We start from the raw sequence: 660 nt of genomic DNA on the forward strand, positions 1-660 counted from the left end.
GGGAGACGGGCAACAGCTTAAGAACCAGACTCACAGGACACCTCAGTAACATCAGAAGGGGAGTCCAGAACCGGCCGGTTAGCAGGCACTTCCAGGAGCATGGGTCGTACTCCCTAAAAATATTGGGCCTTGAGACCAACATAAACTGGACAAACAAGCAGAGAAAAAGGGCAGAGAGGAGATGGATAGAAACACTACAGACTTACTCACCGTACGGCCTAAATGAGGCTTGAGAAGCTGGGCCAGCGGGATGGGATATACCCACATGGGGTCTGACGCACAAAATTCCTTTTTAAAAAAAAGTTATCGAGAAACCCATAGTAGGGAGGAAGAAGAGGAGGCCCTTCAGCCACCCACTTGGGAATAAAGTTGGGACAGGGAGCCATTAAATACAGGAGGGACTCGGTACTTCAGGAATAGGACTTTGACAGCTAGGCCCCTAAACAGAACTTAATTATCCTCGATTGGTACACCCTGATTAACATTGCCACCAGCCAAACGATCACTGAGCACACCCCAACTCACCCCGAAAAAACCCCCCACAAACCCGATGCCCTCAGTTTCTACATTACCACTCGGGGCTCGGCCTAACTTCTCCCAGGCTAGTATATACATCCAACTTACCTACACTCAACCAAATCCTAACTCCTGTCTCTTATA

At 48.9% G+C, this 660-nt stretch carries 1 protein-coding gene; it reads left to right on the forward strand.

The genetic code is table 11. The features are described from left to right. Window positions 1-233, forward strand: a 233-nt coding sequence (locus CUC53_RS19415) for a GIY-YIG nuclease family protein (protein WP_236757984.1), incomplete at its 5' end; no start/stop codon positions are given. Window positions 234-660 lie beyond the last annotated feature (427 nt).

The sequence above is a fragment of the Aeromonas cavernicola genome (assembly GCF_002795305.1).
Taxonomy (GTDB): domain Bacteria; phylum Pseudomonadota; class Gammaproteobacteria; order Enterobacterales; family Aeromonadaceae; genus Aeromonas; species Aeromonas cavernicola.